We start from the raw sequence: 25,635 nt of genomic DNA on the forward strand, positions 1-25,635 counted from the left end.
CCGCCGAGCTGCGGGCGGGCATCCTGCCAAAGCCTGCGCGGAAGATCCAACCGACGGTCATCAGAGGCCCTCGGCGGCCACCCCGGGGAGTTGTTCGCCAACTCATGAGTGCTGTTCACTCGTTCGGGTGGCGGAGCGGCTGATGCGCGTCCCCTTCCCAGAAGCGCTGGAATGGTCGGAAGCCGTACCAGGGGTGGGGGCGCTCCACGTGACCGGCCGTCACCTCTGCTTTGTGGGCGGACGAGTCAAGAATGCGAGCACCGGTGCAGATGAAGCGGCCTCGGAGCAAGAACGGCGCGCGGAGCCAGACCCCCGGTGTACCGCCGACCCCGGTCGGCACCGCCGCGGTGCCCACCGGCGGCCACCCCTCCGAGCCTGCCGCGGCGCTTCCCGCGCAGCCTCCCGCCGGCCGCGCCAAGCGCGTCCGCAACCGCCTGGTCGCCGGCGTCGCCCTCGTGGGCGTGACCGTCCTCGTCGCCGGAGCCCCCGCGATCCTCGCCGCCTCCGCCGACCTCACCGACTCCCAGCGCCTGGTCACCCTCGCCGAGCTCGACCGGCAGGCCGTCACCCTCGCGCACTCCCTCGCCGACGAGCGCGACGAGGTCGTCGCGTACATCGCCGCGGGCCGCGACGGCCAGACCGGTGACGCCAAGGACAAGCGCCGGATCACCGACACCCGGTCCACCCGCGTCGACCGCCAGATCGACGAGATCCGGCCCGCCGCCGCCACCGAGCTCCGCCGCGACCTCGCCGGGGTCCCCTCCATCCGCCGCGCCGCCCTCACCGGCAAGGGCACGGCCCTGGAGGCCCACAAGGCGTACTCGGACGTCATCGCCAAGCTCCAGGCCCTCGCCGACGAACTCGCCGAGCAGACCCCGGCCCGCGCCGCCGACACCGCGCTCACCGAGGCCACCCGCGCCCCGGCCGCCCTCGGCCGCGCCGTCGAGCAGGCCTCCGCCGCCCGCGGCCTTCTCCTCGCCGCGCTCGCCGTGCCGCAGCCCGAGCCGACCGGGGACGTCCACTACGACCCCGACACCGGCACCTACGTCCCCGACGTACCCGAGGGCACCGCCGAGGCCGACCGCACCCGTGACGCCCTCACCGCCGCCGCCCAGCAGGCCCGCGTCCGCGAACTCGCCGCCCTCGGCGACTTCGACCAGGCCGCCGGCGCCGCCGCCCGCGACTCCCTCGCCGCCACCGTCGCCGGCCCCGACGTCAAGAGCGCCGAGCGTTCGCTCGCCACGCTCACCGACCAGCCCCGGCTGACCGACACCGAGCGCGAGACCGACCCGGCCGGCCTGGAGGCCGCGCTGTCCGCCCGTATCGAGCAGATGCGCGGTGTCGAGTCCGCCCTCGCCGCCGACCGGGTCGAACGCCTCGGCGCGCTCCGCGACGACGACGTCACCGCCCTCGAAGTGCGCATCGCCTTCCTCGGCGGCTGTCTCCTCGTCGCGATCGGCATCTCCACGTACGTCGCCCGCACCCTCACCCGGCCGCTCGCCGTGCTCCGCCTCGGCGCCGCCCGGCTCGCCGGGGCGCCTGAGCCGCACACCGAGGAGCCGGTCCGCTTCACCGGCCGCAACGACGAGTTCGCCCAGGTCGTGCGCTCCCTCAACACCCTGCACGGCAAGCTCTCCGGCCTCTCCGCCCGCAGCGAGCGACTCACCGGCGAGCACGCCGACCTGGCCGCCGCCAAGGAGTCGCTCGGCGCGGAGCTCGCCACCCAGCGCGCCGACCTCCAGGGCCGGGTCGCGCTGCTCACGGCCGATCTGGAACGCCTCAGGGGCACCGTCCACCACGACTTCGTCAACCTCTCGCTGCGCAGCCTCGGGCTCGTCGAGCGGCAGCTCGGCGTCATCGAGAAGCTGGAGGAGCGCGAGCAGGACCCGGACCGCCTCGCGACGCTCTTCAAGCTCGACCACATGGCGACCGTCATGCGCCGCCACAGCGAGAACCTCCTCGTCCTCGCGGGCCACGAGCACGTCCACGGCCACGCCGGGCCCGTCCCGCTCGTCGACGTGCTGCGCGCCGCCGTCAGCGAGATCGAGCGGTACGAGCGGGTCACCATCCAGTCCCTGCCGCCGCACGCCCAGATCGCCGGCTTCGCCGCGGACGACCTGAGCCACCTGATCGCCGAACTCCTGGAGAACGCCACCTCGTTCTCGCCGCCCGACGCCGAGGTCCAGCTCTCCGGCTGGCTCCTGGAGACCGGCGAGGTGATGCTCTCCGTCCAGGACGCGGGCATCGGCATGACCGACTCCCGGCTCACCGAGCTCAACGCGCGCCTCGCCGAGGCCGACGCGGGCGGCTTCGAGGGCGAGGGGCTCGGCATGCGGGTGACCGCCCTGCTCGCCGCCCGCCACGGCGTCCGCGTCCAGCTGCGCGAGCAGAAGCCGGGCGGTATCGCGGCTGTCGTCGTCCTGCCGCTGCCCCTGCTGCCCACGGCCCCTCCGGCGGCCGTGTCGCAGCCGGTACGGGTGGCGGGCACGGCGCCCACGCTCCACCTGCCCGGTTCGGCGGCGGAGGCCAACTCCAACACCCTGCCGTCCCGCACCCGCGACCCGCTGGTGGAGGCCGCGGAGCGCGCGTTCCTCGCGGCCGAGGCGGCGGGCGAGATCCGGGCCACGGAGCCCGAGCTGCAGTACGAGCCCGAGCCCGAGCTGCAGTACGAGCCGGAGCCCGCGCAGCAGCAGCGGCACGAGCCGCAGCAGCGCCACGAGCCCGAGCCGGAGCCGCAGCCCGCGCAGCAGCGGTCCGAGCCCGAGCCCGCCCGCTTCGGGGAGTCCGTCGCCGAGACCACGCTCCAGGTCCGGCTGCCCGACCCGCCGCCCGAGCCGGACTCCCACGAGCGCGCCGCCGACGGGGACGCCGTCCGCGCCGACCACGCCGAGTCCCCGGCCGCACCCGCCCCGCCCGCCCCCACCGCCCCGGAACCGGTCTCCGACCAGCCGGTTCCCGGGCCGCGCCCCGCGCAGTCGGAGCGGATCACCGACAAGGGCCTCCCCAAGCGCACCCCGCAGGTGGTCCGCCAGCCCGGTGCCGCCACCACCCCCCGCAAGGGCGGCGTGGACGCAGAGGCCCTGCGCCGTCGGCTCGGCGGCTTCCACCAGGGTGCCAAGGCCGGGCGCCGGGACGTGGAGGCGGAGATGGACACGGAGCGGATAGAAGACGCAAAGCCTGCACGTACAGAGGAGTTGACGGGGGACACAGTCGAGGAGGCACGCAGTTGACTGCGACCGGAACGTTCGGACTGAGCACGGAGGCCCGCAACCTGCAATGGCTGCTGGGCAATCTCGTGGAGGAGGTGCCGGGAGTCCGCTCGGTCGCCGTCGTCTCCTCCGACGGGCTGATGCTGCTCTCGTCCGACCCGGCCACCCAGCAGGCCACGACGGCCGCCGCCGACGCCGGCCGTCCCGACGGGCCGCGCGGCTCCAGCGCCGACCTGGCCACCATCGTCTCCGGCATCGGCAGCCTCACCATCGGCGCGGCCCGGCTGATGGACGGCGGCGGGGTCAAGCAGACCATGGTGGCGATGGAGGAGGGTAGCGTCTTCGTGATGTCGATCAGCGACGGCTCGCTGCTCGGCGTGCACGCCACTCCCGACTGCGACATGAGCGTCGTGGCGTACCACATGGCGCTCTTCGTGGGCCGCGCCGGGCACGTACTCACCCCCGAAGTCCGCAGCGAGCTGCGCAAATCGATGGAGAGCACCCAGTGACGTCCGTGTCCTTCGAGTATTCGGGGTTCCACGCCCACAAGCTGCCGGTACGGGGAGACGGGCGGCGCCCCGCGCGCGTACGCCCGTACTCGCTGACCGGCGGCCGCACCCGCTTCGGCCACGTCCTGCTCGTCGAGACCTTCGTGGCCGCGCTCGAAGCGGCGCCCGCCCGCAAGGTCCTGACGGACGGCGGGCCCGGCGCCCGCGGCCTGATGCCGGAGATGCGGGCCATCGTCGAGATCTGCCGCCGGATGCGCACGGTCGCGGAGATCTCGGCGCTACTGAAGATGCCGTTGGGGGTCGTCCGGGTGCTGCTCAGCGACCTGGCCGACCAGGGAAAGATCCGTGTGTACGGGACCGGTCACGGTACCGGCCAGCCCGACCGCGCGCTCCTCGAAAGGGTGCTGAGTGGACTCCGTCGTCTCTGACGCCACCGCCGTCTCCGAATCACCGGTGGATGCTCCGGCGGTCGCCGGTATTCCCGCACAGCCCCAGGCCGATCCGTACGAACCGGAACCGGACACCGACGACGGCGTCCAGGACTGGCAGCTCGACCACACACGGGCCCCGATCGCGACGAAGATCGTGGTCGCGGGCGGCTTCGGCGTCGGCAAGACCACCTTCGTCCGCGCGGTCTCGGAGATCACCCCGCTCCAGACCGAGGCGCTGATGACCCGGGCGAGCGAGGAGACCGACGACCTCACGTCCACCCCGGACAAGCTCACCACCACCGTGGCGATGGACTTCGGCCGGATCACCCTCGACAACGACCTCGTGCTGTACGTCTTCGGCACGCCGGGCCAGCAGCGCTTCTGGTTCATGTGGGACGACCTGGTGCGCGGGGCGATCGGGGCGATCGTGCTCGCCGACACGCGCCGGCTGACCGACTGCTTCCCGGCCCTGGACTACTTCGAGAGCTGCGGCCTCCCGTACATCGTGGCCGTCAACCACTTCGAGGGCACCGAGCGCTTCGATCCGGACGACGTCAGGGAGGCGCTGACCGTCTCCCCGGACGTGCCGGTGGTGATCATGGACGCGCGCAAGCGCTACAGCGTCGTCGAGACCCTGCTCTCCGTGGTCGCGCACGCGCTCGAAGCCACCCCCGAATAGATCCAACAGTCGCCAGGAGCCCCGCCCATGCGGAAGATACTCATAGTCGGCGCCGGCCAGTCCGGCCTGCAGCTCGCCCTCGGACTCCAGACGCAGGGGTACGAGGTCACCCTCATGTCGAACCGCACGGCGGACGAGATCCGCGCCGGGCGGGTCATGTCGACCCAGTGCATGTTCGACACGGCCCTCCAGCACGAGCGGGACCTCGGCCTCAACTTCTGGGAGTCCCAGGCCCCTCGTATCGAGGGCCTCGGCGTCTCCGTCGCCGGCCCCGACTCCACCCGCGTGATCGACTGGGTCGGCAGGCTCGGCGGCTACGCCCAGTCCGTCGACCAGCGCGTGAAGATGGCTGGCTGGATGGAGACCTTCGCCCAGCGCGGCGGCCAGCTCGTCATACACGGCGCGGCCGTGGGCGACCTGGACTACTTCTCCCGCAACTACGACCTGGTGCTCGTCGCGGCGGGCAAGGGCGAGCTGGTCTCCATGTTCGGCCGGGACGCGTCCCGTTCGCCGTACGCGGAGCCGCAGCGTGCGCTGGCCGTCGCGTACGTCCACGGCCTCGGCCCGCGCCCCGAGCACCCGGACTTCGACGCGGTCCGCTGCAACCTGGTCCCGGGCGTCGGGGAGCTCTTCGTCATGCCGACGCTGACGACCGGCGGCCGCGCCGACATCCTCTTCTGGGAGGGCGTCCCCGGCGGCCCGCTCGACGCCTTCCAGGGCGTCAAGGACCCCTCCGAGCACCTGGCGCTGACCCTGGAGCTGATGGAGAAGTTCACGCCCTGGGAGTACGCGCGGGCCACCAAGGTCGAGCTGACCGACGCCGGCGGCACCCTCGCCGGCCGGTACGCGCCGACCGTCCGCACCCCGATCGGCCGGCTCCCCGGCGGCGGTCTCGTCCTCGGTGTCGCCGACGTCGTCGTCGCCAACGACCCGATCACCGGCCAGGGCTCCAACTCGGCGTCCAAGTGCGCCGCCGCGTACCTCGCGGCCATCGTCGAGCACGGCGACAAGCCCTTCGACGAGACCTGGATGCAGGCCGCCTTCGACCGCTACTGGGACACCGCGCAGCACGTCACCAAGTGGACGAACGCGATGCTGGGCGTCCCGCCGGAGCACGTCCTGAACCTGATCGGCGCGGCGGGTCAGCTCCAGCCGGTCGCCAACCGCTTCGCGAACGGCTTCAACGACCCGGCCGACTTCGAGAACTTCTTCTTCGACCCGGAGAAGACGAACGCGTACCTGGCCTCGGTCTCCGGCAGCTGACAGGCGCCTGACGGCGAAATCCGGTCGTGGGATCGCGCCAGGGTGTTCGATCATGGGGTATGCCTCCCTCCAACACCCTGGCCCGCGTGGACGCGGACCTGGCCGCCGGCCGTGTGCCGATGGCGCGCCAGCGCCTGTGCGGCCTCGTCTCGTCCTTCCCGCACGACCTGACCCTCCGCCGCCGCCTCGCCGAGGTGTACCGGCTCTACGGGGACGCGGCGGAGGCCGGGCGCTGGATGTACCTCGAAGAGGACCGGGACGCCGACGAGACCGCCGCCTTCGAGGAGCGGTACGGGTCTCCCGGCCGGCGTATGAAGGCCCTCGCCTGGCGCGGCCCCGAGACACTGGCCGGCACCGCCGTGGCCGAGGAGCGGCTGGTGGCGGTGCGGACCGCCTGCGCCGAGGAGCTGGGGCACCCGGTCGACTGGGACGATCCCGCCTCCTACGAGGAGCCGGCCGAGGTGTACGTGGCTCCTGACGAGCCGTGGACGGTCGGCGGCGTGCTCGCGGGCGTGGGCTGCGGCGTGGGTGTCATCGCCTTCGTGTCGGTCTGGGTGCTCGGCGTCATGTCCCTCTTCGACTGACCGGAGCCGGAACGTGCGGCCTCCGCCCGGCGGACCGCGAGCGGGGTCAGGAGGCCGGTGAGCGCGAAGAGGGCGCCGACGACGAACCAGCCGGGCCGCCCCCAGGTGACGCAGAGGGCGATGAGGAGGCCGGGGCCGAGGGCCTCGGAGAGGCCCGCGCCCAGGCCGAAGACGCCCAGGTACTGGCCGGTGGCGCGGGGCGGGGCGAGGGCGAAGGAGAGCTCGAAGCCGCCCGCGGAGTGCCACAGTTCGCCGACCGTGTGGATCACCACGGCGGTCAGCAGCAGGGCGACGGCCGCCCACGCCGGGACCCCCGCGGAGAGCGAGACCAGTCCGCAGGAGGCGAGGAAGGCGGCTCCCGCGCGACGGTAGGCGCGGCCGCCGGCCCGGGGCGTGTCGATGCCGCGGCTCGCCCGGACCTGGAGCCCGACGACGATGACGGTGTTGGCGAGCATCGCGCCCGACACCAGCCAGTGCGGGGCGGTGGTGGACCCGACCAGCCAGAGCGGGATCGCGACGGTGAGCACCTTGAACTGGATGGCCATGACGCCGTCGAGCGCGGTGAGCACGAGGTACGGCCGGTCCCGCAGGGCGATCCAGCGGGGCCCGTCGACGGCGGGCGCCGGGGCGACGGGCGGCAGGAGCACCAGGACGGCCGCGGCGGCGGCGAACGCGAGCGCGTTGCCGACGACCAGGATCCGGTACGCGTCGAGAGTGCCGACCTGGACGGCCCAGCCCGCGAGCAGCGCGCCGAGGGAGATGCCGACGTTGGTGACGGCTCGCAGGTAGGAGCGGAACTCCTGCGGCCGGTCCCCTCCGTAGTGCCGGATCAGCGGTGCGCGGGCGGCGAGCCCGGCCGCCTTCGCCCCGGTGGCCGTCGAGACGGCGAGGACGAACGGCCAGAAACCGTCCGCGAGGACGAAACCGGCCGTGGCCAGCGCCTGGACCACCAGGGTCGCCGCGTACACGGCGCGGGCTCCGAGTCGGTCCGCGAGATGGCCGACGCCGATGCCCACGGCCAGCGAGAGGAGTCCGGCGATGCCGAGCCCGAGCCCGACCGTGGCGGCGGGAAGGCGCACGGCCTGGGTGAAGTACAGGACTCCGGCGGTCAGGAAGAGGCCGCTGCCGACGGTGTAGACGAAGTTCGAGGCGGCCAGGGTGCGTTGGGGTCCGGTGTCCGGCAGCAGCTTGGGCATGGCGGGGCTCCGAGTCCAGACGGAGGAATGTAAGGACCCGTAAAGCTTGGCGCTTATTACTTGCGAGGGCAAGGGGCTTACGGGGAAGGGGAGTTCACAGCCGGTCGTACCCCTCGTCCCCGCCGTCCTTCGCCCCCGCCGGAAGCGCCGGCGGCGAGTACGCCTCCAGGGCCTCCCCGCCCGGATCGGGGCGGACCGCCCCGAGCAGCGGGTTCGCGGCGACGGGGGAGACCTTCACCTTCCCGCCGGGCCGCGGCGCCTGCACCACCAGGCCCTCGCCGAGGTAGAGCGCGACATGCGTGGCGCCCGGGAAGTAGACCACCAGGTCGCCCGGGCGCAGCTCGGACAGCGGCACCCGGGGCAGCGTCGCCCACTGCTCCTGGCTCGTCCGCGGAATCTCCCGTCCGGCGGCCGACCACGCCTGCTGGGTCAGCCCCGAGCAGTCGTACGACTCCGGGCCCTCCGCCCCCCACACGTACGGCTTGCCGATCTGCTCCACCGCGAAGCGCAGGGCCGCCGCGCCCGCCCGCGACGGAGTGCGGAGGCCGTTGAGGGCGCCGGAGTCGAGGAGTTCGCGCTGGGCGCCCGCGGTCTCGGCGCGCTCCAGCTCGGTGAGACGGGCGAGCTGCTCCGTGGAGAGGGACGCGAGCAGCTTCTCCACCTCCCGCAGTTTCGCCGTCACCTCGTCGCGCCGGGTCCGCTGTGTGGCGGCCAGGGTCTGCTGCCGGTCGAGCGCCTTGCGGGACGCGCTCGCGAGCGCGTCCGCCTTCTGCTCGGCCCCTTCGAGCCGCGAGATCGTACCGGCGCGGTCGCGGGCCGCGCGGGACAGCAGACGCCCCTGGTCGAGGGCCGACTGGGGGTCCGGCGCGAAGAGCACCTGGAGGTAGGAGGAGAACTCCGTCCTGCCCTGGTACTGGTCCCTGGCGAGCCGCCCGGCCTCGGCCCGGCCCCGGGCGAGGGCGGTACGGGCGGCGGTGAGCCGGGCGGTGACCTTCTTGGTGTCGGCGGCCTGGAGCTTGAGCGCCTCCCCGGTGGCGTTGAACCGCTCGGTGGCCTCCTCGGCCCGCTGGTAGAGCGTCCGCAGCCGGGAGAGGAGGGTGGCGACGGAGTCGCCGCCGGACGGCGGCAGCGCGGCGGCGTCGTCGTCTGTCGCGTCTGTGTCGGCGGGATCGGCGGGATCGGCGGGATCGGCGGGATCGGCGGCGTCGAGGGGCTCGCGAGGGTCCGCGGGGCCGGCGGGGTCTGCCGGATCGGTGGGATCGACGGGATCGACGGGATCGACAGGGTCGGAGGTCGCGCTCGGGTCTCCCGGATCCGCGGAGGCGTCCGGGTCCACCGGGCCGACCGGTTCCGCCGATGGATCCGCCCAGGCGATCGGGGCCTCCACCGGTGGGTCCGCGGGCGGGTCCGACGGTCCGGCGCCCGCCGCCGGCGCCACCCCCGAGAGCGCCGTCGCCGCGGCCAGTGCCCCCGTGCAGACCGTACGCAGCAGCCTTCGCGACACGTCACCACCTCCACGGGGATGATGACGTGTCACTTCATCCGATTAACGTATGGATCGGGGCGCGTCCGGCGCGCTCACCCGTTCGGCTCAGTGCCCTTCGGCTCGGCGTCCTCCGCCCCTGCCCCGCCGCCCGGCTTGGACCACGGCCACCTCAGCTCCCGCCGCTCGCGGCCCTCGGGGACGTACTGGTAGACCCAGCCGCGCTGGAGCCCGAGCCGTTTCGTGTGGCCCGCGGGCTCGCGCCGGTACGCGTACAGGGTCGGCGGGCGTCCGTCGTGGGCCGGGACCGGCACCTCGTACCACTTCGGCGGGTGGCCGGTCGGGCCGGTCAGGATCGGCAGGACCCGGCCGTCGAGGGGGCCGCCGCGGAAGGGCGTGTTCTCGCTTCTCACCCCTCCAGTCTCTCCCGCCTCGCCGGCTCACAGCAGATGGGCCGCCTCGCCCACCACCGGGATCACCTTGCGGGCCAGTGTCGCCACCGGCCCGTCGGGCGTCTCCTGGGCGAGGAGCCGCTTCACGACCGCCGCCGTCTCCTCGTCGCTCGCCGTGGTCGCCGCGAGGAGGGCGACCAGATGGTCCACCAGCCACTCCCTCAGCTCCCGCGCCGGGGGCTGCTTCTCCGCGTCGAGCCAGATGAGCGAGGCCGCCTCGACGGCCGCGATCCACGTCCGGACCATCATGCCGAGCCGGGGGCCGGGCCGCTCCACCCCGAGGTGGACGAGGATCTGCTCGGCGGCGGCCCGCCGCACCTCGTCCACGATGGCGGTGGTCCGGGAGGTCTCGGCGACGCTGCCGCCCCGCAGCAGGGCGCTGAATCCGGCGTCGTGCTCGTCGACGAAGGTCAGGTAGCGGTCGAGGACCCGGCCGAGCCGCTCCGTGGGCGCCCCGACCGGCGGCTCGGTGAAGCAGCGGTTCAGGGCGTCGGCCGAGGAGCGCAGGGCGGCCTCGTACAGCTGCTGTTTGCCGCCGGGGAAGTAGCGGTAGACGAGGGGCCGCGAGACGCCGGCCGCCTCGGCGACGTCGTCGAGCGAGACGTCCTCGGGCGTCCGGTGGGCGAAGAGCCCCAGGGCTGCTTCGAGGAGCTGCCCGCGCCGCTCCTCGACACTGAGCCTGCGGTACGCGGGCGTGGCGGCACTCGTCATGCTCCGCAGCGTAACCGCGGAACGCGCCGGTCAGGCGCGCGGTCCCGAACCGGCTCCGGCCGGGCGGGCCGCCTCACCCCGGTCTCCGCTCTCCGGCCTCCGGTCAGGCGAGGAGTCCCGAGGACCGCCAGAGCCGGCGGCCCGCCCCGCGCAGTACGCCGATGTCGTCGAGGAAGTCCGTCAGCCGCCTGGCGCCGGACTGCATGATCTCGCGCCGGTGCCCGCTCGCCCGCACCTGGGCGACGGCCTCGCGCCGGTCAAGGCCCACGGCCTCGTACACCTGCGGGTTGACGAAGCAGGTGGAGAAGACCCGGGCCGCCTCGCCGCAGCTCAGCCGGGTGAACTCCTGCTCCCAGCGCGGGGCGGTGACCATCTGGCGGCGCAACTCCTCGCGGGCGTAGCGGACGTGGCGGGCCTCCTCGACCACATGGATCCGGGTCACGCCGCGGACGAGGGTCTGCACCCGCTCGTCCGGGAAGGTGAGCCGCTGCATCCAGTCGAGGATCTCCTCCCCGAGCAGGGTGGAGGCGAAGGAGCCGGGGGTGGTGGAGACGGTCTTCAGGAGGCGCGCGAGGTTGTGGTACATCCGCGGGACCGGGTACGCGGGGGTGCCGCCCCGCTGGATGAGCCGGGCGAACATCATCGAGTGCCGGCACTCGTCGGCGATCTCGGTGAGCGCGTAGCGGACGTGATGGCTGGTCAGGGACTTGTCGTAGATGTGCCGGACGAGCAGCTGCATCAGGATGATCTCGAACCAGATCCCGAGCGAGGCGAGCGAGGCCGCTTCGTGGCGCGAGAGCGCGATCCGCTGGTCCTCGGACATCCGGCGCCACAGCGGGGTGTCGTAGAGGGAGAGGAGCTCGGGCGGCCAGAACCACTTGCCGTCCTCGAAGGGGGTGTCCCAGTCGAGCTCGGTGTCCGGGTCGTAGGAGTGCTTGCGGGAGGACTCCAGGAGCCGCTCGGCGACCTGCTCACGGTCGCGCAACGGCCCCAGGGCGTCCCGGAGGAGGCTGAAGTCGGGCTCGGCGAAGGGGGTCATGGTGGGACACCTCGCTGGGCTCGCCGTCGAGTTACCGGGGGTCACTTCTTATGAGACTGCCCGTCAGCAATAGCGTCAATCCCTTGCGTGCGACTTGTTGACGATCCGTCTACCAGCGTGTGAGCCTGACGGGAGGACTCGTACGGAGGACTCGCAGCAAGGACCCGTACGAAGGACCGGCGCCACGGACTCGCACCACCGACTCGCACCACCGACTCGCACCACGGGAACGGCCATCCGACCCCCGAAGGAGGCGTCAGTGTCGACGCGCGACCTCTACACCACGGCCCCGCCCACCTCCACCTGGCAGGTGCCCGCCACCGGCGCAGCCCGCTTCTCCTGGGAGTACGAGGAGGGCCGCGAACGCCTCCTCGCCCTCTACCAGAAGGGCAAGGACAAGCAGTGGGACGGCGCCACCCGGATCGACTGGTCCCTGGAGGTCGACCCGTACGACCCGCTCGGCACCCCCGACGAGGTCCTGACCCTCCACGGCACCCGCCACTGGGCGAGGATGACCGAGAAGGACAAGGGCGACCTGCGCCGGCACTACGCCTCCTGGCAGTTCAGCCAGTTCCTCCACGGCGAGCAGGGCGCCATGATCTGCGCCGCCCGGATCGTCGAGTCCGTCCCCGACCTGGACGCCAAGTTCTACTCGGCCACCCAGACCATGGACGAGGCCCGGCACGCCGAGATCTACGGCCGCTTCCTCCACGAGAAGATCGGGATGCTCTACCCGATCAACGACAACCTCAAGGGCCTGCTCGACGACACCCTGCGCGACTCCCGCTGGGACATGCCCTACCTCGGCATGCAGGTCCTCATCGAAGGTCTCGCCCTCGCCGCCTTCGGCATGATCCGCGACACCACCGACAAGCCGCTCCCCAAGCAGATCCTCGCGTACGTGATGCAGGACGAGGCCCGGCACGTCGCCTTCGGCCGGATGGCCCTGCGCGACTACTACCGGCAGCTGTCGGACGCGGAGCTCCGCGAGCGCGAGGAGTTCGTCATCGAGGGCTGCTACCTGATGCGCGACCGGCTGCGCGGCGTCGAGGTCCTGGAGAACTTCGGCATCCCGCGGAAGGAGGCGGAGGAGCTGAGCGAGCAGAGCGAGTTCCTGCACCTCTTCCGCAAGCTCCTCTTCAGCCGGATCGTCCCCTGCGTCAAGGACATCGGCCTCTGGGGCGAACGCCTCCAGAAGGCCTATCTGGACATGGGCGTCTTCGACCTCGGCGACTCCAACCTGGACCTGCTGATGACCCAGGACGAGGAGATCGCGGAGCGGCTCGACGCGGAGCGCTTCGCGGCGGAGGAGCGGGCGCGGGTGGCCGAGGTGGAGCGGGCGATCGCGGAGGGCGGGGAGTGACGGCGTGCGGGGAGTGACGGCGTGCGGGGAGTGACGGTACGTGGGGAGTGACGGTACGCGGGGAGGCGTGACGCGGGAGGTTCCCTACCTCCGCGCCTCCGCCTCCAGCCGCAGCGCCTCCCGCATCACCGCCTTCGCGATCGGGGCCGCGCTGCCGCCCCCGCTGATGTCCGTACGGGAGGCCTCCGCGTCCTCGACGACGACCGCCACCGCGACCGCCGGCTGGGCCGTGTCCTCCGCCTGCGCCCAGGCGATGAACCAGGCGTACGGGGTGCCCGTGTTGCCGAAGCCGTGCTGCGCGGTGCCCGTCTTGCCGCCCACCAGGGCCCCCGGGATCGCCGCGTTGCCGCCCGTGCCCTCCTCCACCGCCTTCACCATCAGGCGCTGGAGCTGGATCGCCGTCGAGGGGTTCATCGCCTGCCGGTAGCTGCGGCGGCCCGTGCGGTCGACCGTCGTCCCGCCGGAGGTCGTGGTGCGGTCGACGAGGTACGGGTGGGCGATCTCCCCGTTGTTGGCCACGGCCGCCGCGACCATCGCCATCTGGAGCGGGGTCGCCGTCGTGTCGAACTGTCCGATCGACGAGAGCGCCAGCTGGTCCGGGCTCATCTCCCGGTCGAAGTCGGACCTGGCGACCCAGGACGGCACCCGGAGCCCCGTGTCGTTGAAGCCGAACCGCTCCACCGCGTCGACCATCCCCGTCAGGCCGACCTCCACGCCGAGCCCGGCCATCACCGTGTTGCACGACCACTGGATCGCGTACGCGAGCGACGCGTCGGCGCAGCCCCGCGCCTCGTTCGGCAGCACCTGCCGGGTGCCCGGCAGGACGAACGGGTCCGGGGTGTCCGTCGGCGCGTCCACGTCCCGCACCACCCCCGCGTCCAGGGCGGCCGCGGCCGTCACGATCTTGAAGGCGGAGCCCGGTGGGTAGGTCTGGCGCAGCGCGCGGTTCAGCATCGGCTGGTTCGGCGAGGAGTTCAGCCGCTTCCACTCCCGCTTGGTCTCCGCGCCCGTCCCCGAGAGGACCCCGGGGTCGTACGAGGGGGAGCTGACGAGCGCCAGGACGCGACCGCTGGACGGCTCGACCGCGACGACCGCGCCCCGCTTCCCGTCGAGCCCCCGGTAGGCCGCCTCCTGCATGGAGGCGCGGACCGTCGTCACCACGTCGCCGCCGGGCTGCCGGCCCCGGGTGAGGTCGTTCCAGAGCGGCAGCGGCGCGAGCATCGGGTCCGTCCCGGCGAGGATCGCGTCCTCGGCGTGCTCGACGAGCGTGGTGCCGTACGTCTGGGAGGCGTAGCCGGTCACCGGCGCGTACAAGGGGCCCTGCCGGTAGGTCCGTTCCCAGCGCAGCTGCTGTCCGCTGTCCCGGGAGCCGGTCACCGGCTTCCCGTCGACGACGATCTCGCCGCGCGGCTCCGCGTACCGGGCGATGACGATCCGCCGGTTGGCCGGGTGGTCGTCGAGGGACTCCGCCTCGACGACCATCACGCGGGCCGCGTTGACGAGCAGCGCGACGAGGAGGACGAGGCAGAGCGCGGCGGCCCGCCGGATGTACCGGATCACTGGGCGTCCTCCCTGACCGGGGCGAGGGTCCCGGTGTCGGCGGAGTCGGGCTGCGGCGCGCGGGCCGAGTCGCTGACCCGGATGAGGAGCGCGACGATCACCCAGTTGGTGACGACCGACGAACCGCCCTGGGCCAGGAACGGCATCGCCATGCCGGTCAGCGGGATCAGCCCCATCACCCCGCCCGCGATCACGAAGACCTGGAGCGCCACGATCGAGGCGAGCCCGATCGCGAGCAGCCGTCCGAAGGGGTCGCGCAGCGAGAGGCCGGCGCGGTAGCCGCGGGCGACGAGCAGCGCGTACAGGAGGAAGAGCGCGGTCAGACCGACGAGCCCCAGCTCCTCGCCGGCCGTGGCCAGGATGAAGTCCGACTTCACGGCGAAGCCGATGAGGACGGAATGGCCGAGACCGAGCCCCGTACCGAGCATCCCCCCGGCGGCGAAGGAGAAGAGCGACTGGGCGAGCTGCCCCGGTCCGTCGCCGGCCCGGATCGAGGCGAAGGGGTCGAGCCAGTCCTCCACCCTGGTGTGGACGTGCGGTTCGAGCGAGCCGACGAGGAAGGCCCCGGCGGAGGCCAGGACGAGTCCGACCGCGATCCAGCCGGTCCGCCCGGTCGCCACGTACAGCATGATCACGAACAGGCCGAAGAAGAGCAGCGAGGTGCCGAGGTCCCGCTCCAGGACGAGGACGCCGACGCTGAGCAGCCAGATCGCCACGATCGGCCCGAGCACCCGGCCCGTGGGGAACTGGAACTTCCAGATCCGGCGGCCGGTGTACGCGAGGGCGTTGCGGTTGGCGGAGAGGTACGCCGCGAAGAAGACGGCGAGCAGGATCTTGGCGAACTCGCCGGGCTGGAAGGAGAGCCCGCCGATCCTGATCCAGATCTTGGCGCCGTTCACCGGGGGGAAGAAGATCGGCAGGATCATCAGGGCGAGCGCGGCGGCCACGGAGACGTACGCGTACCCCTGGAGCGTGCGGTGGTCGCGCAGCAGCAGGACGACCACGATGAAGAGCGCCACCCCGAGCGTCGACCAGACCAGCTGCGTCGCCGCCGCCTGGTCGTTCGGCGTCTCCAGGTCGAGGCGGTAGATCAGCGCCAGCCCGAGGCCGTTGAGCAGGACCGCGATCGGCAGCAGCAGCGGATCGGCGTACGGGGCGCGGAAACGGACCGCGAGATGGGCGACGAGCGCGAGCAGGCCGAGCCCGGCCCCGTAGCGGGCGGCGTCCGGCGGCACGGCGCCGCTGCGGGCGAGGCCGACCGCGGCGTAGCCGTAGACGGAGATGAGGACGGCGCAGACGAGGAGGGAGAGTTCCACGCCGCGGCGCTTCGGGATGCGTACCCCGGGCGGGGGAGCGTCCGTTCGCGTTGCGGTCATGGCCGCAACGTAGCAAGCGGTATGCCCTATGTCCCTTTTGTGTGACGGTGTGCCGTGGGGTGCTGTTCAGTCCTCGGGTACGGGGTCGGCGAGCCGCACGTACTCCGGCAGTCGGAGCAGGGCGACGGCACCGCCGTTCTTGTGGGTGGACGTGGAGGTGGGGGTGTCGGGATCGCGTCCGGGTCCGGGTCCGGGGTCGGCGTTCGTGAACACGAGCTCGGCGCCGATCACCTCCGCCTGCCCCGCGGCGATCGTCAGCCCGAGCCCGTGTCCCTTGCCCCCGCTCTCGGTGCGGAAGCGCTGCGGACCCGACTCCAGCAGGTACGCGGGGTAGCCGGGGCCGTGGTCCCGTACGGCCACCGTCGGCCCGTCCACCGTCACCACCACCGGAGGGGCCCCGTGCTTGTGCGCGTTGGCGACCAGATTGCCGAGCACCCGCTCCAGGCGCCGCCGGTCCGTCTCCACCGTGGCCTCCCGGACGACCCGCACCTCCGTGCTCGTGCCCGAGGCGCGCACCACCCGCTCGGCGAGCGGGCCGAGCTCGTGCACCGCCAGGTCCACGGTCTCGTTGCGGGCGTCGAGCCGGGAGATCTCCAGGAGGTCCTCGGTGAGGCCGCGCATCGCCCGCACCCTGTCCCGTACGAGCTCCGATGGCCGCCCGTCCGGCAGCAGTTCGGCGGCGGCCGAGAGTCCGGTCAGCGGGGTCCGCAGCTCGTGCGCCACATCGGCGGTGAACCGCTGCTCGCTCTGCAGCTTGCGCTGGAGCGAGGAGGCCATCGTGTCGAGCGCCCCGGAGACCGTCGCCACCTCGTCCTGCGGGCGCGAAGGGTCCTCGGTACGGGGGTCGTCGACGCGCGCGTCCAGGTCGCCGGCGCTGATCCGGCGGGCCACCTGGGCCGTCAGGTGCAGCCGGCGCGTGACCCGGGTGACGGCGAAGGCGCCGACGAGGAGGGTCGCGCCGATGGCGAGGACGGAGGAGCCGAGGATCGACCGGTCGAGCGCGTCGATCGTCTCGGCGCCCTGCGTGTAGTCGATGCGGACGGCGAGGGCGCGGCCGTCCGCCGGGCCCGCCGCCCACATCGTCGGCCGGCCCTCGTGGTCCGCGACCATCGTGCCGCGCTCGCCCCGGGCGGCGAGCGCCCGCAGCGGGGCCGGGAGCCCCTCGGGGTCGACCCCGGAGAAGCGGGGGAGCGGCTCGCCCGCCTCGTAGAGCCGGCTGACCTCGGTGAGCCGCGTGAGCGCCTTCTCCCGCGAGTCGTGCACGGTCTGGCCGGCGACCGAGACGTGGACGAGGATGCCGAGCAGTGCGGCGAGGGCGCAGCACATGACCGCGATGAAGACCGCGGCCTTCCAGGTGAGGGTCGCCGTCCAGGCGGGCAGCCGGGGCATCCGGGGTGACCGGGGTGACCGGGACATCCGGGGTGGCTGGGGCGGCCGGGGCGGCCTCACGGGGTCGGCTCCGCGGGCGGCTGGACGGGCAGGGGGACGGGCGCCGGCAGGGCGGGCGTGGGCGTCGGGCTCACGAGACGGGGCGCGGGCACGGCAGGGGTGCCGGTGCCGGGGGGCTTCACCCGGACGATCTCGTCCCGGGTGGGCAGCATGCTGTGCTGCTCCTCGTCCCAGGACCAGGCGGTGCGGTACTCGTACCCGGGGATGCCGGCCGAACTGACCCTCATGATCAGGTCCCGGCCGGCCAGCTCCACCATGATGACCTGGTCGACGGTGGACATGATGCGGGTGAGGCCGCCGTTCTCGGCGAGGTAGACCCGCACCCCGACCTGCTGGTCGGGCATCCGGATCCCGACGATCAGCTCGTCACGGCCGTTGCCGGTGAGGTCGCGGTAGTACGGCCGCATGATCGGACAGGCGCCGGGCTTCGCGGCGCACGCCTCGATCGCCCGGGCGGTCTCCTCGTACATTCCGTCCCCGCCGGAGTACGTGCCGGGATGCGCGAGCACCTCGGCCCGGACGACCGACACGGGGTCGACGCCGTGCACGTCGTTGTCCTGGACCTGCACGCCGGGGACGCGCTGGATGTCCGTCTCGCCGTAGTCGATCGGCGGATCGGTCGCGGGCGGCAGGTCGGGCCAGAGCCGGACGGGCCCGACGGCGGTGGGGGTGGGCCCGGCGCTCTCGAGCCCGCCCTCCCCGCCGCCGCAGCCGGTGAGCAGGAGCCCGCACAGCACGCCGAAGGCGGCGATGAGCTGCGGGCTGCGCGGTCTCACAGGGCTCCTCGGGACGGACGACGGCAGGGTGGGGTGTCCCGTAGACCCTATTCAACGGGACGTCCTATTTGTCCACCCGCTGGGTGCGGCCGGTGCCGTGGGGCGTGCGAGGGAGCGATGCGGCTCGGGGACGCTGCTCAGGGATGCCGTTCCTGGATCGGGCCGGGCCGTTCCAGGATCGGGCAGGACGCGACCGAGCGAGGCCCGACGGAGCGAGGCCCGACCAGGCCCGACCTGATCCGATCCGGCCCGGCTGATCCGACCCGACCATGCCCGACCCGACAGGGGCCCAGCCCCCGGGCCTGCCTAGAACGCGCCCCGCTCCATCCTCGCCAGGGCCGCCCTGCACAGGGTCAGGAGCTTCTCGTCCTGGTGGATGTCGTGGCTGCCGGAGCCGCCCTCACGGGCGTTGTGGCGGCGTCTGCGGGTGAGCTCGGTGAGGATCGTGAGCTGCGCCTCCGCCGCCGCGGGCCCCATCTCCGCCAGACACTCCGCGATGTCCACGCGCGCGTGCCGGTTCTCCTCCCAGGCCGCGAGCAGCACCGGAAGGGCCTGCTCGGCCCGGCCGGAGATCCGCCACAGGGCCGTCGCGCTGCGGACCCGTACCCACAGGTCCCGCGAGGCCAGGCCGGGCCACAGGGCCGGGGCCGACACCGCCGCCGCCGGGCCGATCGCGCCCAGGGCCAGGGCGGCGCAGCACCAGTCCGCACCCGAGGAACCCGGCCGCAGCCAGCGCTCCAGGGCCGGCAGGACATCGCCCCTGTCCCCCTCGGCCGCCCAGACCGCCCGTGCCGCCGCAGTGGCGACCGCCGCGGAGTCGGCGCTCAGGAACCCGCGCATCTCCGGTACGGCCTCCCGTGCCGCGGGCCCGAAGGACGCGAGGGTACGCAGGGCCGCCTCCCGCACCCAGTCGCGCCGGTGCGCCGGGGCGCCGCGCAGGACCCGCAGCACCTCGGGCAGCGCCTGGCCGCCCCGTACGGCCCCGAGGGCGTACAGAAGCGGCGCGGCCCGGTCGTACAGCCGCTCGTCGAGGTCGACCTCGGCGAGCCGGCGCCGCAGCAGCGGGGCGAGGGTCGCCGCGGCGGGGCCGAGGCCGTCCACGGCGTACAGCAGCTCGCGCCGGACCTCGGTCTCCTCCAGGGCGCGGGCGAGCAGGGGGACCGCGCGGGTGTCCCCGGCGCGGGCCAGCGCGAGGAGCGCCCCGTCCCGCCCGGACCGCCCACCGAGCGCGGCGAGCCCGCCGAGGGCGTCGGCGCCGTCGCGCGTACCCCTGCCGGCCCGAGCGGCACCGGGGCCGCCGGCAGGGGCCCCCGCCCCCGTCAGCCGGGTCACGAGCGCGTCGGCGGCGGGCCCGCCCAGTTCGAAGAGGCGCTCCAGGAACGAGGTGGCGGCCTCGCGGAGCCGCGGCTCCGGGTCGTGGAGCTGCGCGCCCACGAGCCGGACGACCTCCTCGTACCGCCCGCGCCACACCCGTATCAGCCCGCCGCACAGCCAGATCGCGTCCGAGCGCTGCCACCGGTCGGGGCTGCGCAGCTGCGCGAGGATCAGGGCGATCCGGTCGTCGACGCGGTCGTCGAGAGCGGCGTGCAGGGTCCGCAGCAGCTCCTCGGTCCAGGGGGCGGGCCGCCCGGCCGCGTGCTCCTCCAGGAGCTCCCGGACCTGGCCGACGAGCGTCGGCGTGCCGGGCCACCCGCTGTCGGCGCCGGTGCCGCCGTCGAAACCCGCGAGGTCGTCAGGACCGCTGTCGCCGCCGTGCGGGGCGGTGCCGTACGGGGCGGAGCCGTGGGAGGAGGCGCCAGGCGAGGACGCTCCGTTCGAGGACGCCCCGTTCGGGGACGTTCCGTTCGAGGCGGTCCTGATCTCCTCCAGGAGCTCCGTCACCCACCGCACGATGTCGTCCGGAATCTCGCCCGGCGCGCAGCGCGCCAGCTGGGCGAGGGCCGCGAGCCGGAGCCCCGGGTCCTGGGCGGCGCGGGCGAGCCAGTCGAGCCACTCGACGGTCTCGGCGCGCAGGGCGGCGTGCCGCAGGGCGATCCGCCCGACCGAGGCGACCAGGGAGAGCCGCACCTCGGTGTCCCGCTCGACGGTGAGGCGCTCCCGCAGCAGGGTCAGTACGCGGGCGGGCTCGGGGTGCAGCGAGGCCAGCGCGCAGGGCGCGGCGAGCCGGACCTCGGGGTCCGGGTCGGAGACGAGCCCGAGGAAGACGCCGGCCCCGGCGGCGACGGCGGCCGCGGCCATCGCGTAGTTCGCGGCGGGGATGAACTCCTCGTCGTCAGGGTCGAGTTCATCCAGCTCCTCGTCGTCGTCCAGCTCGATCCCGCCGATGCTGGTGAGCAACTCGATGATGCAGCCCCGGTCCTGGACGGCGGGGTCGGCGACGAGTTCGAGGAGGAAGGGGATGCAGGCGAGCGTCGAGTCGTAGACGTCGCCCTGGTGGTGCACCGCCCCGTACATGCCGTCGAGGGCGGTCTCCCGTTCGGCGGGATCGGCGGAGGCGAGTCCGCGGAGCAGTGCCGGCACGTCGTCCGCGGGGCCGTAGGCGTGCCCCAACGAGGCCCAGTCGACCTCCTCGATCCCCGTCAGCATTGCCAGGCCGCCTTCCCCGTGAGCGCTGTACCAGTGAGCAAGTGTGCACCACAGGAAGGGCAACAACGCCTAGCCGACGACACCGGCCGCGCAGGGGGCCCTCTTTGCGCTCTCTTTCCGCCATGTACGGGGCGGAGCAGGGTGGTTGCTCTCGGTATGCGTCGCGCGGGCGGCCGATGCCCCTTGCCGCGGCCCTCGTCGCCCCTCATGCCTCCGGACTCTCGTGCCGCCTCGGCCGCGACCCTCCGCCCAGCCCCCTTTGCTCGGCCTCCGCTCGGCCCTCCACTCAGCCCCGCGACGCGGCCCCCAACCCGCCCCCCTACGCGGCCCTCTGCCGGACACCCTCCTCTCACCCGACCTCTCGGCCGACCTCTCCGTCGACCTCTCAACCCTCCGACCGAACCCGGACGAAAGCCACGTTGTCGTGCCGCCCGGCTACCTGGCGCAGCTCGACGGGGAGTGGAGGCTCCACGGGCCGCACCGGCCCGTGTTCCGGGTCCTCCGTGAGCGTGCCGACGCGGTCCCCCACCAGGTCGCCGACCTGGCGGGACTGCACCGGGGTCAGCCGGGGAGAGGTGATCGCGGTACGGCCGTCGGGTCGCCGTACGAGCAGGGCGCGGGGCCGCTCGGGCGGGCCGACGACGCCCAGCAGCACGCCGTCGTCGGTGTCGGCGTGCCGGATCTTCCGCCAGGCCCACGTACCGCCGGCCCGGTAGGTCGAGCTCAGCGACTTCGCGACGATCCCCTCGACGCCCACGGCCCGCAGGTCGCGGAACCACCCCCGGGCGGTCTCCTCGTCGAGGGTGGCCAGGACGCGCTGGAGGGGTGCTTCGGCCTCCCGCAGGGCCGCCCCGAGCAGCTCCCACCGGTCGCGGAGCTGCAGTCCTCGCACGTCACGCCCGGGTACGGCGAGCAGGTCGAAGGCGATGTACGAGACCGGGACCCCGGTCCGTACGCGGTCGGTGTGCGAGCGGAGCAGGTCGGTGAAGCTCAGCCGCCCCTCCCGGTAGGCGCACAGCTCGCCGTCGAGCACGATGCCGGGTGGCAGCTGCCGGCGCAGGTGGGCGGCGATGTCGGGGAACTCCGGCGTGAGGTCGCGGCGGGAGCGGGACTGGAGGACGACCTTCCCGTCGTCGAGGACGAAGGCGAGGGCGCGGAACCCGTCCAGCTTGAGGGAGTACTGGAGCTCCCGGGGCGGCTCCGCCTGGGCGGGGATCTCGTCGGCGGAGCGGGGCCGCATGGCGTCGACGGGCGGCGGCAGCGCCACGGCCCCGAGCCCACCGGAGGCGCCCAGGCTCCCGCCACTTCCACCGACGCTGCCGCCCCCATCGGCCCCCGCGCCCCCGCTGCTCCCGCCCGCGCCTCCGCTGCTCCCGCCGGCGCTCATGGCACGCTCCCCGCCCGCTCGGGCGCGAAAAGTGGCGCCAGGAGCTCTCCGTACCGCTCCAGACGTGGCGCGATGTCGTCCATGAGGAGAACGAGATCCTCCGGATCCGCGGTGGGGGCGGCGCAGCGCTCCACCTCGTCCCAGGTGACGGGCGCCGACACGGTGGGCCTGGCCCGCGCCCGCAGGGTGTAGGGGGTGGCGGTGGTCTTGGCGGCGGCGTTCTGGCTGTGGTCGACGAAGACCTTGCCGGGGCGCAGGGCCTTCGCCATCCGGTGCACGACGAGCCGGGGCAGCTCCGCCTCCGCCTCGACGGCGAGCTGTCGCGCGTACGCCGAGACCTGCTCGGAGGGCGTGGGCACGACCGGGACCAGCAGGTGCAGCCCCTTGGACCCGGTGGTCTTGGCGAAGGCCTCCAGGCCGTCCGCGGCGAGCCGCTCGCGCAGGTGGAGCGCGACCCGGCAGCAGTCGACGACGGTCGCGGGCGGCCCGGGGTCGAGGTCGAACACGAGCCGGTCGGCGACGGCGGGGGAGGAGGCCCGCCACTGGGGCGTGTGGAACTCGACGACCAGGTTCGCGGCCCACATGAGCGAGGCCAGGTCCTGGATCACGACCTGTCGGGCCCGGGGGTCCTCGGAGCGGGGCACGGGGGTGGAATCCACCCAGGAGGGCGTGCCGGGCGGAGGGTTCTTGGTGAAGAAGAGCTGCCCGTCGGGGCCGTCCGGATAGCGCAGGAAGGAGACGGGCCGATCGCGCAGATGGGGCAGGATCGCGGCTGCGACGGTGGCGTAGTAGTGCAGCACCTCGCCCTTGGTCGTACCGGTGACCGGGTGGAGCACCTTGTCCAGGTTGCTGAGCGCCAGGCGCCGCCCCTCCACCTCTGTGATGGGCGTCATACGACGAGAATCCCATGTTTCCCGATATCCCTGGGCAAAAGGGAAGACGTGCGCGCTGGTGAACGCCACCGAGAGCCGGTCCGTCTCGTCCCGCCAGATCCATACCGAGGACGGCGGCTCTCTGCGGGTCACGGCTGTCGCGTGCCGATCCAGGGCATATCAGGGCAGCCCAGAGCCGAATCGGGTGAGTGTGTCGGTGTGCGACAGGGGGGCGCGGGGGTGGAGCCGGGTTCAGGCGGAGGCCCGCTTGGTCGTCTTCTTGGCCGCGGTCTTCTTCGTGGTGGCCTTGGCCGTGCTCTTCGTAGCGGCGGTGGTCTTCTTCTTCCCGCCGGCTTCCTTCGGTGATGCGGCGGCCTTCTTCGCCGTGGAGCCTGTCGCCTTCCTGGCCGGCGCCGCCTTCTTCGCCGGAGCCTTCTTCGCTGTCTTGCGGACGGGCAGGGTCCGGACCTCGGCCTCCGTCTCCTCGGCGGCACCGCGCTCCCCGCGCGACTTCTTGGCCGCGCGGACGCTGTTCTCCAGGGCGGCCATGAGGTCGATGACCTTGCCGCCCGTGGGGGCGGCTTCCTCTTCGTGCGGTAGCTCGACACCCTGGAGCTTGGCTTCGATCACTTGCTGGAGGGTTTCCTGGTACTCGTCGTGGAGCGCGGACAGGTCGAAGTCCTGGGACAGCATGTCCATGAGGGACCTGGCCATCTGCATTTCCTGGGGCCGGATCGTGAGGTCCGCCGTCTCCGGCGCGACGCCGGCGGCCGGCCGGACCTCGTCGGGCCAGAGGCACGTCTGCAGCACCAGCGTGTCCTCGTGCACTCGGAGCACGGCGAGTGACTCTCTCGACCGGATGGCGATCTTCGTGACGGCGATCTGTCCGGCCTCGGTCAGAGCCTGCTTGAGCAGGGCATAGGGCTTGGCGGCCGCGCGGTCGGAGGTGCCGACGTAGTAGGCCTTGGAGAACATCAGCGGGTCGATGGTCTCGGCGTCGACGAATGCCAGCACGTCGATGAGCTTCTTGCTGGGGAGGGGGAGGTCGGCGAGGTCCTCGTCGGACAGCATGATCATGCTGCCGTCCGGGGCCTCGTAGCCCTTGGTGATCTCCTGGTAGGGGATCTCGACGTCCTCGGCCTCGCACACGCGCCGCTGCCGAACCCTGGAGCCGTCCTTTTCGTGCACCTGGCGGAGCGGGATGTCGTGCTCCTCCGTGGCCGTGAAGAGCTGGACCGGGATCGTGACCAGCCCAAACGATATGGCCCCTTTCCAGGTCGCTCTCATGCCGGCGCTCCTTCCCTGGGACCCTCAGGCTAAGCCGAGGCCAGACGCCGCGACACTCGGCGACACCGCGAGGCCGTCCGGCCGGTCGGACGAGGCGACGGCGCAGTCCACCAGGAGGTGAAGCCTGGTGGCCGGACGGGTGGTCTCAGCGCCAGTCGTCGATCACATAGGCGTCGGGGTGGCTGTAACCGGGCTCGTTGGGCCGGTGCATCGTGACGCCCTGCAACCAGGTGCGGAAACCATGGTCGATCATGCGCCGATAGGCATCCGGGCGGCCCAGGTTCATCCCGGCGTCCAGCTGACTCAGCCCGCGCTCGGCCGCGAGTTGCTCACATGCGTCGAGCAGTCGCTCGAAGCGGTCGGCGGCCTCCGGGCCAGGGCGTACGGTGCCGAATTTGACGAAGCACACGTCCTCGCCGGCCTCCGATCCGGCTCCGCAGTGGCAGACGGCCAGGCCATCGAGCTCGGAGCCGCCGCCCTGGAGCAGGATGGTGTCACCGAGTCCCTGTGCGTGCACGGCGACGATCTCGCGTTCCAGGTCCAGGCCCTCGTACACGGCCCCGGTCAGTGCGCGACAGGCGCTGAGGCAGGCGGGCTGCTCGGCGGCAGGCAGTTCGCCGTACATCACCCGGCCGGGGACCGCGGAGCTGCCCGCGACTTGCTTCTTCATGATGGCCGTGAGGAATCGGGGCCAGAAACCGTACTTGCGGTAGAGCTCAAGGTGCTTGGGGCTGTGCGAGAAGGTGAACAGGCCCAGGTGGCGGTTCCCCCAGGTGTCGAAGCAGTCCATGACCGGATCCATGAGGCGCCTGCCGACGCCCTGGTCCCACAGGTCCGGACGCACGGTCAACGGTCCGAAGTACCCGACGCTGCCCCAGTTGGCGGCGAAGTTCGATCCGGCCAGTTCACCCTCGATCGTCGCGGCGAAGGCCGCTTGCGGATCGGCCGCCCAGCGTGTGCGGACGTAATCGGCGGTCCCGAAGAACGTCTTCGGCTCGGGGAACCCGAGGAACGTCCCGAAGGCGACCCGGAAGATCTCATCGGCCTGATCCAGGTCCGCCTCGGCCAACGAGCGGACTGACACCAGGCCCGCGACGGTCCTCCGCTCCGCTGCCGGTGAGGTCATCGCTCTCTCCTTCTCGGACCCCCGTTTCATCACACCACGAGCAGCACCGCATGGCGATGCGAAAGATCCACCGACAGCGGAGGCCGGTGACCAGGCCCGATTGCCTTGCCTCCCCGCCCGTGAGCGCAGGACGCCGACACCGATCACCCGGCCCGGTCCCACGACCCACCCCCCACTCACGATCCACCACCCACTCCCCCCCCACCCCTAACCCACCCCTCACCCACCCCTAGCCCACCCCTCACCCACCCCAACTCACCGCAGAACGGACGGACAAGACCGTCCTTCGGACAACAG

20 protein-coding genes and 1 pseudogene are annotated in these 25,635 nt (G+C 73.0%); 7 read left to right on the forward strand and 14 right to left on the reverse strand.

Annotation, left to right across the window (positions count from 1 at the left end; all coding sequences use genetic code 11):
- Positions 1 to 251 precede the first annotated feature (251 nt).
- From OG361_RS26980 to OG361_RS27005, 6 genes are read left to right on the forward strand one after another with little or no spacing between them, the layout of a single operon-like run.
- A complete protein-coding gene (locus OG361_RS26980) occupies positions 252 to 3,230 on the forward strand; it encodes a nitrate- and nitrite sensing domain-containing protein (RefSeq protein ID WP_405857556.1) in 2,979 nt (992 codons plus the stop codon).
- A complete protein-coding gene (locus OG361_RS26985; protein ID WP_365220474.1) occupies positions 3,227 to 3,718 on the forward strand; it encodes a roadblock/LC7 domain-containing protein in 492 nt (163 codons plus the stop codon). The genes OG361_RS26980 and OG361_RS26985 overlap by 4 nt, the downstream gene beginning before the upstream one ends.
- Positions 3,715 to 4,146, forward strand: coding sequence for a DUF742 domain-containing protein (locus OG361_RS26990; protein ID WP_405857558.1), 432 nt, complete (start codon positions 3,715 to 3,717; stop codon positions 4,144 to 4,146). Before OG361_RS26985 ends, OG361_RS26990 begins: the two co-directional genes overlap by 4 nt.
- Positions 4,147 to 4,195: 49 nt before the next feature.
- The gene (locus OG361_RS26995) at positions 4,196 to 4,828 is read left to right on the forward strand and encodes a GTP-binding protein (RefSeq protein WP_405862450.1); all 633 of its coding nucleotides are present in this window, start codon (positions 4,196 to 4,198) and stop codon (positions 4,826 to 4,828) included.
- A 27-nt stretch (positions 4,829 to 4,855) separates the two neighbouring features.
- Positions 4,856 to 6,091: a styrene monooxygenase/indole monooxygenase family protein gene (locus tag OG361_RS27000; protein WP_405857560.1), complete on the forward strand. Its 1,236-nt coding sequence runs from the start codon at positions 4,856 to 4,858 to the stop codon at positions 6,089 to 6,091.
- Between the two features lie 59 nt (positions 6,092 to 6,150).
- Entirely contained in the window at positions 6,151 to 6,675 is a 525-nt protein-coding gene (locus OG361_RS27005; protein ID WP_405857562.1) for a DUF6584 family protein, read from the forward strand.
- A gap of 284 nt (positions 6,676 to 6,959) precedes the next feature.
- On the opposite strand, the pseudogene OG361_RS27010 reads toward OG361_RS27005, so the two are convergent.
- From OG361_RS27010 to OG361_RS27030, 5 genes and pseudogenes are all read right to left on the reverse strand, one after another.
- Positions 6,960 to 7,871 (reverse strand): annotated as a pseudogene (locus OG361_RS27010) (MFS transporter); the annotation flags it as partial.
- Between the two features lie 94 nt (positions 7,872 to 7,965).
- Positions 7,966 to 9,375, reverse strand: coding sequence for an NlpC/P60 family protein (locus OG361_RS27015; protein ID WP_405857564.1), 1,410 nt, complete (start codon positions 9,373 to 9,375; stop codon positions 7,966 to 7,968).
- A 74-nt stretch (positions 9,376 to 9,449) separates the two neighbouring features.
- Complete coding sequence (locus OG361_RS27020; protein ID WP_405857566.1) at positions 9,450 to 9,767, reverse strand: hypothetical protein; 318 nt, start codon at positions 9,765 to 9,767, stop codon at positions 9,450 to 9,452.
- Positions 9,768 to 9,794: 27 nt separating this feature from the next.
- On the reverse strand, positions 9,795 to 10,517 hold the full coding sequence (locus OG361_RS27025; RefSeq protein WP_405857568.1) for a TetR/AcrR family transcriptional regulator: 723 nt from the start codon (positions 10,515 to 10,517) through the stop codon (positions 9,795 to 9,797).
- 103 nt (positions 10,518 to 10,620) lie between these two features.
- A complete protein-coding gene (locus tag OG361_RS27030; RefSeq protein WP_405857570.1) occupies positions 10,621 to 11,556 on the reverse strand; it encodes a diiron oxygenase in 936 nt (311 codons plus the stop codon).
- 259 nt (positions 11,557 to 11,815) lie between these two features.
- Between OG361_RS27030 and OG361_RS27035 the strand changes: the two genes are divergently transcribed.
- Positions 11,816 to 12,919 (forward strand): ferritin-like domain-containing protein, encoded by a 1,104-nt coding sequence (locus OG361_RS27035; protein ID WP_405857572.1) that lies wholly within the window; start codon positions 11,816 to 11,818, stop codon positions 12,917 to 12,919.
- Between the two features lie 84 nt (positions 12,920 to 13,003).
- Here the strand turns inward: OG361_RS27035 and OG361_RS27040 are convergent, their stop codons facing one another.
- The 9 genes from OG361_RS27040 to OG361_RS27080 form a co-directional block, all read right to left on the reverse strand.
- Positions 13,004 to 14,479: a penicillin-binding transpeptidase domain-containing protein gene (locus OG361_RS27040; protein WP_405857574.1), complete on the reverse strand. Its 1,476-nt coding sequence runs from the start codon at positions 14,477 to 14,479 to the stop codon at positions 13,004 to 13,006.
- The gene (locus OG361_RS27045; protein WP_405857576.1) at positions 14,476 to 15,855 is read right to left on the reverse strand and encodes an FtsW/RodA/SpoVE family cell cycle protein; all 1,380 of its coding nucleotides are present in this window, start codon (positions 15,853 to 15,855) and stop codon (positions 14,476 to 14,478) included. Before OG361_RS27045 ends, OG361_RS27040 begins: the two co-directional genes overlap by 4 nt.
- 66 nt (positions 15,856 to 15,921) lie before the next feature.
- Positions 15,922 to 17,271 (reverse strand): histidine kinase dimerization/phospho-acceptor domain-containing protein, encoded by a 1,350-nt coding sequence (locus OG361_RS27050; protein WP_405857578.1) that lies wholly within the window; start codon positions 17,269 to 17,271, stop codon positions 15,922 to 15,924.
- Positions 17,272 to 17,300: 29 nt separating this feature from the next.
- Entirely contained in the window at positions 17,301 to 18,080 is a 780-nt protein-coding gene (locus OG361_RS27055; RefSeq protein ID WP_405857580.1) for a hypothetical protein, read from the reverse strand.
- A 306-nt stretch (positions 18,081 to 18,386) separates the two neighbouring features.
- Entirely contained in the window at positions 18,387 to 20,666 is a 2,280-nt protein-coding gene (locus OG361_RS27060; protein ID WP_405857582.1) for a HEAT repeat domain-containing protein, read from the reverse strand.
- 385 nt (positions 20,667 to 21,051) lie between these two features.
- A complete protein-coding gene (locus OG361_RS27065) occupies positions 21,052 to 22,053 on the reverse strand; it encodes a DNA ligase (RefSeq protein WP_405857583.1) in 1,002 nt (333 codons plus the stop codon).
- Positions 22,050 to 22,946: a non-homologous end-joining DNA ligase gene (gene ligD, locus OG361_RS27070; RefSeq protein WP_405857585.1), complete on the reverse strand. Its 897-nt coding sequence runs from the start codon at positions 22,944 to 22,946 to the stop codon at positions 22,050 to 22,052. The genes OG361_RS27065 and ligD overlap by 4 nt, the downstream gene beginning before the upstream one ends.
- A gap of 231 nt (positions 22,947 to 23,177) precedes the next feature.
- A complete protein-coding gene (locus OG361_RS27075; RefSeq protein ID WP_405857587.1) occupies positions 23,178 to 24,212 on the reverse strand; it encodes a Ku protein in 1,035 nt (344 codons plus the stop codon).
- 145 nt (positions 24,213 to 24,357) lie between these two features.
- Positions 24,358 to 25,338 carry a GNAT family N-acetyltransferase gene (locus tag OG361_RS27080; protein WP_405857589.1) on the reverse strand — a complete coding sequence of 327 codons (981 nt, stop codon included), beginning with the start codon at positions 25,336 to 25,338 and terminating at the stop codon, positions 24,358 to 24,360.
- Positions 25,339 to 25,635: the final 297 nt, after the last annotated feature.

Source organism: Streptomyces sp. NBC_00090 (genome assembly GCF_045160815.1).
Taxonomy (GTDB): domain Bacteria; phylum Actinomycetota; class Actinomycetes; order Streptomycetales; family Streptomycetaceae; genus Streptomyces.

Excerpts from the sequence above, each read along its gene's own strand:
- OG361_RS26980 (WP_405857556.1), top strand. The coding sequence starts at position 252 with ATGCGAGCACCGGTGCAGATGAAGCGGCCTCGGAGCAAGAACGGCGCG.
- OG361_RS27000 (WP_405857560.1), top strand. The coding sequence starts at position 4,856 with ATGCGGAAGATACTCATAGTCGGCGCCGGCCAGTCCGGCCTGCAGCTC.
- OG361_RS27005 (WP_405857562.1), top strand. The coding sequence starts at position 6,151 with ATGCCTCCCTCCAACACCCTGGCCCGCGTGGACGCGGACCTGGCCGCC.
- OG361_RS27025 (WP_405857568.1), bottom strand. The coding sequence starts at position 10,517 with ATGACGAGTGCCGCCACGCCCGCGTACCGCAGGCTCAGTGTCGAGGAG.
- OG361_RS27030 (WP_405857570.1), bottom strand. The coding sequence starts at position 11,556 with ATGACCCCCTTCGCCGAGCCCGACTTCAGCCTCCTCCGGGACGCCCTG.
- OG361_RS27045 (WP_405857576.1), bottom strand. The coding sequence starts at position 15,855 with ATGACCGCAACGCGAACGGACGCTCCCCCGCCCGGGGTACGCATCCCG.
- OG361_RS27050 (WP_405857578.1), bottom strand. The coding sequence starts at position 17,271 with ATGTCCCGGTCACCCCGGTCACCCCGGATGCCCCGGCTGCCCGCCTGG.
- OG361_RS27060 (WP_405857582.1), bottom strand. The coding sequence starts at position 20,666 with ATGCTGACGGGGATCGAGGAGGTCGACTGGGCCTCGTTGGGGCACGCC.
- OG361_RS27065 (WP_405857583.1), bottom strand. The coding sequence starts at position 22,053 with ATGAGCGCCGGCGGGAGCAGCGGAGGCGCGGGCGGGAGCAGCGGGGGC.
- ligD (WP_405857585.1), bottom strand. The coding sequence starts at position 22,946 with ATGACGCCCATCACAGAGGTGGAGGGGCGGCGCCTGGCGCTCAGCAAC.
- OG361_RS27075 (WP_405857587.1), bottom strand. The coding sequence starts at position 24,212 with ATGAGAGCGACCTGGAAAGGGGCCATATCGTTTGGGCTGGTCACGATC.
- OG361_RS27080 (WP_405857589.1), bottom strand. The coding sequence starts at position 25,338 with ATGACCTCACCGGCAGCGGAGCGGAGGACCGTCGCGGGCCTGGTGTCA.